This is a genomic window from Leucobacter chromiiresistens (assembly GCF_001477055.1).
GTDB lineage: Bacteria > Actinomycetota > Actinomycetes > Actinomycetales > Microbacteriaceae > Leucobacter > Leucobacter chromiiresistens_A.
Genome location: NZ_LDRK01000079.1, coordinates 1 through 6,856, shown reverse-complemented (window position 1 = coordinate 6,856; position 6,856 = coordinate 1). Strand labels below are relative to the sequence as shown.

At 73.7% G+C, this 6,856-nt stretch carries 6 protein-coding genes; all 6 read right to left on the bottom strand.

Annotation, left to right across the window (positions count from 1 at the left end):
- Positions 1-56: 56 nt before the first annotated feature.
- Positions 57-1,202 (bottom strand): hydroxymethylglutaryl-CoA synthase, encoded by a 1,146-nt coding sequence (locus NS354_RS10185; protein ID WP_058594391.1) that lies wholly within the window; start codon positions 1,200-1,202, stop codon positions 57-59.
- The gene (locus tag NS354_RS10180) at positions 1,199-2,266 is read right to left on the bottom strand and encodes a hydroxymethylglutaryl-CoA reductase (RefSeq protein ID WP_058594390.1); all 1,068 of its coding nucleotides are present in this window, start codon (positions 2,264-2,266) and stop codon (positions 1,199-1,201) included. The genes NS354_RS10185 and NS354_RS10180 overlap by 4 nt, the downstream gene beginning before the upstream one ends.
- A 115-nt stretch (positions 2,267-2,381) precedes the next feature.
- Complete coding sequence (gene fni, locus NS354_RS10175) at positions 2,382-3,521, bottom strand: type 2 isopentenyl-diphosphate Delta-isomerase (protein WP_058594389.1); 1,140 nt, start codon at positions 3,519-3,521, stop codon at positions 2,382-2,384.
- Entirely contained in the window at positions 3,511-4,605 is a 1,095-nt protein-coding gene (locus NS354_RS10170; protein WP_058594388.1) for a phosphomevalonate kinase, read from the bottom strand. The genes fni and NS354_RS10170 overlap by 11 nt, the downstream gene beginning before the upstream one ends.
- A complete protein-coding gene (mvaD, locus tag NS354_RS10165) occupies positions 4,602-5,588 on the bottom strand; it encodes a diphosphomevalonate decarboxylase (RefSeq protein WP_058594387.1) in 987 nt (328 codons plus the stop codon). Before mvaD ends, NS354_RS10170 begins: the two co-directional genes overlap by 4 nt.
- Positions 5,585-6,604 (bottom strand): mevalonate kinase, encoded by a 1,020-nt coding sequence (mvk, locus tag NS354_RS10160; RefSeq protein WP_058594386.1) that lies wholly within the window; start codon positions 6,602-6,604, stop codon positions 5,585-5,587. The genes mvaD and mvk overlap by 4 nt, the downstream gene beginning before the upstream one ends.
- Between the last annotated feature and the right edge of the window lie 252 nt (positions 6,605-6,856).

Sequence of the window (6,856 nt, the reverse complement as noted above, 5' to 3'; positions counted from 1 at the left end):
CGGGCCCGGCGGGCCGGGCGGGCCCGGGGCGGGCCGGGCGTGCGCCCGCGCGCAGCCTAGCGGCGCTCGTACCGGCGGGCGCTGCCCGAGATTCCGGCGAAGCGGAAGGGCGCCTCCGTGACGCGCGGCGTCTCGACGTCGGTGCTGCTCGGCAGTTCGCGGGCGTGCAGCTCGCGGTACTCGGGCACGCTCAGCGGCACCCGCGCGTCGAGCACCGACGTGAAGCGGTCGCCCCGCGACGCCGCGGCGGGCTGCACGATGCCGGTCAAGAACTCGCTCACGCTGCCCGAGCCGTAGCTGAACATGCCGAGGCGCTTGCCGACGAGGTCGGGCTCGTGGTCGAGCACGGAGGCGACGCCCGCGTACAGCGACGCCGTGTACGCGTTGCCGAGCCGGCGATTGTAGATCGCACCCGGCACGAGGCCGTCGTCGCCGAGGTCGACGCCGGTGTGCTCACCGAGGCGGGCCTGCGCCTTGCGCGCCATCTTCGTGTACGGCTGGTGGTAGACGAGACGGTCGATGTCGGTGATCGCGGGCCCGCCGTGCGCCGCGAGATCGTCCCAGGCGCCGGTCATGGCGTCGAGGTACGCCGAGATCGACAGGGCGCCGTCGACGATCGCGGTCGACGAGTCGTTGGGGCGCCAGAAGTCGTCGACATCGGCGGAGAAGAGCCCCGATGCGGGTTCGATCTCGATGAGCGCGGGGTCGGCGGCGATGAGGATCGCGGCAGCACCCGCGCCCTGCGTCGGCTCTCCCGGCGAGTCGAGCGCGTACCGGGCGATGTCGCTCGCGATCACGAGCACGCGCTCGTCCGGATTGCGCTGCACGATGCCGACCGCCGCCTGGATCGCGGCGGTGCCGCCGTAGCAGGCCTGCTTGATCTCGGCGACGCGCACCTGCGGCGGGAGGCCGAGCAGCTTGTGCACGAACACGCCGGCCGCCTTCGAGTGGTCGAGGCCCGACTCGGTGGCGAAGAGCAGCGTGCGCACGCCGTCGAGTCCGTTGCGGTCGAGCAGCGCGAGGGCCGCGGTGGCGCCCATCGTGACGATGTCCTCGTCGGCCGCGGGAACGCTGAACTCGTCCTGCCCGAGGCCGATGCGGTACTTCGCCGGGTCGACGCCCGTGGTCTCGGCCAGCGTGCCGAGGTCGAGCAGGTGGTGCGTGCTCGCCAGTTCGATGTCGTGAATGCCGATCGAGGTCATGCGTTCGGCGTCTCCTTCCGCTCGATGCGCAGGTGCGCGGCCATGAGTTCGCCCGGGTTGGTCTGCGCCGCGATGAGCGAGAGCTCGCCGCAGAGCACGGTCGCCGCCATGAGCTCGGCGAGCCGGCGCGCGTTCTCGCCCGGTTCGCGGTCCTCGCGGCAGCCGATCCGGGTCAGCGCCTCCTCGATGTGAGGCAGGTGCTTGCCGTTGCCGACGGTGCCGACGATGAGGTGGGGCACGGTGCACGAGAAGTACAGGCCCTCCTCCCGGTTCTCGGCGTAGGTGATCCCCTGCGATCCCTCGACGATGTTCGCGGCGTCCTGCCCCGTGGCGAGGTAGAAGCCGAGCAGCATGTTGGCGTAGTGCGCGTTCGCCGAGCGGATCGCTCCGGCGATGGTGCTGCCCACGAGGTTCTTGCGCACCACCATGTCGGTGACCCGCTGGGCGTCGGTGCGCAGCCCGCTGGCCACGAGCTCGTGCGGGATCAGGATCTCCGCGACCACGCTGCGGCCGCGCCCCAGGATCCCGTTGACGGCGGTCGCCTTCTTGTCGGAGCAGTAGTTGCCCGAGATGGAGCCGTATTCGAGTTCGAGCCCCCACGACAGGATGCGCTCCATCAGCGCGTCGGCGGCGTTCGTGACCATGTTGTGGCCCGACGCGTCGCCGGTGGTGAAGGCGAAGCGCACGAAGAGCAGGTTGCCGACGATCTCGGGGTGCGCCTCGAGCAGCTTCGCGTGGCGGCTGCCGCCCGTCACGACCTCCTGCAGCTCGCCGAAGCGCGCCTCGATGGTCTGCGCGGCGATCTGCGCGCCGACGGCGCCGCGCGCGGTGAACAGCACGGAGCGGGTCATGCGCTCGCCCGTGACGACGGTGCGGATGCCGCCCTCCACGGCGCGGGAGACGCGCGCACCGCGGCCGACCGAGGGCCAGAGCGGCGTCTCGTACGTGGCGAGGGGCACCGAGATCTCACCGGAGACCGAGGTGCCGGTGATCCTGATGGGGCCGACCCAGCTGGTCGGGATCTCGGTGACGGTCTCGCGGTGGGCGTGTTCGGGAACGCTCATGGCTTCCTTCGTGAGTGAGTGCGTGCGTGCGGGGTGGGGGTCGGCGCGGCGCCGCAGATGCGGGGCGGCGCGATGCAGCGGAGGCGCTGGCGGTGGCGGTGCGTGCGCGGGCGGGTCATGGGCGCGGCGCCTCCGATCGGAGAGCGAGTGCACTGAGGTCAACGCCGCGGTCGGCGCAGAATTCCCGCAGCCGCCCGCGCAGGATGAGGTCGGTCGCGAGCAGATCGTCTCGCGTCGCCGCCCCGAGCAGTGCGTAGACCGCGCGGGTGCGCAGCTTCCAGTCGTTCACGAGCGCGACGAGGCGCTCGGCGCCGCCGGGCTCGCCGTCGCGGCCGATCGCCGCGAGGAACGCGCCCGCGACGCCGACGGCCTGGGCTCCGGCCGCCAGCGCCTTCACCACGTCGAACGGGGAGCGCACCCCGCCGGAGGCGAGCAGCGCGGGGGCGCCCTGCGGGGCGTCGAGGAGGCTCGCGAGCGCCGACTGGCCGAACCCGGCGAGCATCGCATACTCGCCGGCCGGGCGCCGGGCGTTCTCGATCTTCAGGAAGTCGGTGCCGCCGCGGCCGCCGACGTCGGCGATGCCGACGCCGATCTCGGAGAGGTGCCGCAGCGCGCTGCGGCTGAGGCCGAATCCGACCTCCTTGACGATCACGGGAACGGGCGACGCGGCGGCGAGCTGCTCGATCGACGCGATCCACGACGAGAAGTCGCGCGACCCTTCGGGCATCGCCGTCTCCTGCACCGCGTTCACGTGCACCTGCAGGGCGTTCGCCCCGAGCAGCTCGACCGCCCGGGGCGCGTCGGAGGCGGGGCGGCCCACCCCGAGGTTCGCCATGACGAAGCCGTCGGGGTTCTCCTCGCGGATCACCGAGAAGCCGCGCGCGGCGTCGGGTTCGTCGAGCGCGACCGATACCGAGCCGCACGCCATCGGCAGCCCGGTCTCGCGCGCGGCGATGGCGAGCTCGCGGTTGATGCGGGTCGTGCGCTCGGTGCCGCCCGTCATGCCGTTGACGTAGAAGGGCGTCTCCCAGCGCCACCGGCCGGCGGCGTGCTGCGGCCCGGCGCCGAAGGCGATGCCGACGCCGAGATCGACGCGCTCGGCGTCGACGCCGTCGAGCGCCTGGTGCACGAAGTCGAGGTCGTCGAACTCGTTGCGCCCGGCGTCGCCCTGCTGGCCGAGCGCGAGGTCGACGTGCTCGTCCTTGCGCGCGGCGCGACTGCCGTCGATCCCCTGCGGGGCGGTCTCAGAACGCATCGACGCCTCCCGACGCGGGGTGCGGGGCGAGGCTGAGGCGGCGGATGTCGTTGGCCTCCCACTCGCGCAGAATCGGTTCGGTCGCGAGATCCGCATCCGCGAGCACGACGCCGCAGTCGCCGCCGCCCGCGCCCGAGGGCTTGCCGCCCGCACCGTGGCGCTCCGCGATATCGCAGAGATCCCGCAGCTGCGGCGTCTCGATCGTGATGCCCGACGACGCGCCCAGGCGCTGCAGCACCCGGCGCGCCCGCCCGAGCACCTCCGGAGCCCCCGCGCCGCCGCGGGCGAACGCCTCCACCAGCGCGTCGACGCAGGCGCGGCTGTCGGCGACGAACGTCGGATACGGCTGCAGCGGCGTGCGGCTCTCGGAGGTGCGCACCTGCTCCACGAGGCGCTCGGTCGATGCCGGGGAGCCCGTCCAGCCCACGAGCAGCTGCAGCGCATCGGGATGCGCGAGGCGCGTGACGCCGCTCCCCGCCCACTCCTGCCCCGCGGAGAGCGTCGCAGACACGCCGTGCGCGGCCCGGTGCGCGCGCAGCGCGCCGCGGTCGGGCGAGGCGTAGCGGATCCAACCGCCGAACGTGCTCGCCGCCAGGTCGCCGCCCGACGCCGTCGGGGCGACCTCGATGGTGGCGAGCAGGGCGAGCTTGAAGCGCTCCACCTCGCCGAGGCCGAGACCGTAGAACTCGTCGAGCGCGGCGACGACCGCGACCGTCACCGCCGCCGACGAGCCGAGGCCGAACTTGCGCCCGCTCACGTCGTCGAGCTCGCTGCTGATGTCGAGATCGTAGTAGCGCGGGGGCAGGCTGCGCTCCGAGCGCAGCTGCTCGACCGCGGTGATCGCGGCGAACACGTAGTCGTAGGGCTGGTGCTCGAGCACGATGCGGTCGCTCGCGTCGTCGCGCACCCACACCAGGGGCGAGCGGCCGTACGCGCTCGAGCGCACGCGGCCGACCTGCGATCCCTCGCTCAGCTGCACCGTGATGTACCGGTCGACCGCGACGATGACGGCGGGCTGCCCCGGATCGACGACGGCGTACTCGCCGGCGATGTAGAGCTTGCCCGGCGCGCGCTGCTCGATCATGCGGACGCCCCCATCGGGGCCGCCGAGTCGGGGGCGACCAGCTGCGCGCCGGCGCCCGCGCCGACGAGCCGCACCGAGCCGAAGCCCTGCAGCGCGTCGCGCAGATCCTCGGCCTGATCCGGCCGCACGATCACGGCGACGTTCGGCCCCGCGTCGGCCGTCGCATACGCCTCGAGCCCCTGATCGCGCAGCGCGGCGACCGCGTCGAAGACGGCGACGCTCGTCGGGGCGAGATACCGGATCGGCGGATCGCACGACTGGATCACCGCGTGCATGCGCAGCGCATGCGTCTCCGTGATGCGGCCCACCCGCGTGAAGTCGTCGGCCGCGCAGGCCTCGAGCATCGCGGCGAGCGACTCCTCGGTCGACGAGATCCAGGCGGGGAAGAAGGGGGACGTGAGCGCGGAGCGGCGCATCGCGGCGCGGCTCGACACCGCCTTCTGCGCCGTGTCGACGGTGACGATCACCATCCGCATGTCGGGGCCCGAGACCCCCTCCGCGTACGAGTGCGCGTCGTCGCCCGCATGCCAGACGGCGAGGCCGTCGACGAGGCTGCGCGACGCCGAGCCCGACCCGCGGCGCGCCAGACGGCTGAGGTCGCGGCGATCCAGGTCGAGCCCGTACGCTGCGGCCGCCGCGGTCGCGAGCGCCGCGAACCCCGACGCCGACGACGCCAGGCCCGCACCCGTCGGGGCCTCATTGGTGGAGGTGACGACGGCGCGGGCCTCCGAACCCGCGAGCTCGCGCACCCGGTCGAGGAACCGGGTGACGCGCCGGGTCGCATCGCTGCTCGCCTCGGCGCCGTTCAGCGCGAACGCGTCGGAGCGGGCGCCCGCATCGAGCGCGACGGTGGTGGTGGTGGGAAACGCGTCGAGCGTCAGCGACAGGCTGCCCGCGACGGGCAGGATGAGATCCTCGTCCTGCTTGCCCCAGTACTTCACGAGGGCGATGTTCGGGAACGCCCGAGCGGTTGCGGTCGTCATGCGGCGGGAACCTCCACTGTCCAGGTGCGTTCGGCGCCGGCGTCGCGCATGGCGGCGCCGATCTGCTCGGCGTGCGCCGTCGAGCTCGCGACCGCGATGACGCAGCCGCCGAGCCCCCCGCCCGTGAGCTTCGCCCCGCTCGCGCCCGCAGCGCAGGCGGCGGCCACGATGGCGTCGAGGTGATCCGAGCTGACCCCCACGCGGTGCAGGATCGCGTGCGCTTCGCTCATCGCAGCGCCGACCGCGGCGCGGTCGCCCGCGGCGAGATCCTCGATCGAGTGCTCCGCGATCTCGGCCAGCCGGGAGAGCAGGGCGTCGGTGGATGCGGGCTCGCGCTCGCGGAGCGCCTGCACCGAGCCCACCGCCTGCGCCGTCGAGCCCGGGTGTCCGGTGTCTGCGAACGCCAGAATCAGGGGCGCCCCGATGCGGATCGGCGCAACCGCTCCCCGGGTGAACCGGATCGCGCCCGTCGCCGCCACGGTGCGGGCGTCGATGCCGCTCGGCTTGCCGTGCGCCACGCGCTCGGCCGTCTGCACCAGGTCGAACAGCGTCTCGCCGTCGAGCTCCGCGCCGGCGAGGTCGAACGCCGCGCGCGCGATCGCCGCCGCGACCGCCGCGCTCGATCCGAGGCCGCGCTCGTGCGGGATGGAGCTCGCGATGGTGACGAGCGCGCCGTCGGCGCCCGCCTCGCCGCGTGCGAGCTCTCCGAGGCCGGCGCGCTCCAGCGAGGCGCGGATCGCCGTCACCACAGGGGTGAGCCGCGCGGGCGCGCCGTCGACGGGGCCCGTGTAGAGGGAGCTGACGATCCGCAGCCCCGCCGGGCCACCGCGCTCGATCGTCGCCTGCGCCGTCAGGCTGTCGACGGGGATGGCGATCGCGGGAGCGCCGTAGACGACGGCGTGCTCGCCGAAGAGGATCGCCTTCGCGTGCGCGGCGCCCTCCCCTCGACGGCCGCCCGCAGCCGGAACCGGGGACGCCTGCACATCGTGCGGTTCCACGCGGGGGGTCTGGGACATTCGGATCCGTTTCGGTCGACTCCCGGGAGCGAAATCCGCGCTCGGGCATGCGTGAAGGGGGCCGGACACCCCCGTCCCCTGCACGTCAGATCTCTTAGGGTATTCGCTACCGCCTGAAGATGCGACCCGGGCACCCTCGCGCGCGCGCCCGCCCGCGCCGCGGAACACCCGATGAGGGCAAGGTTCCGAGCGGAAATCCGCTGTCGGCGGACGCGGTGGGGGTTGCGCCGGGGGTTGCGCCGGGGGTGAGAT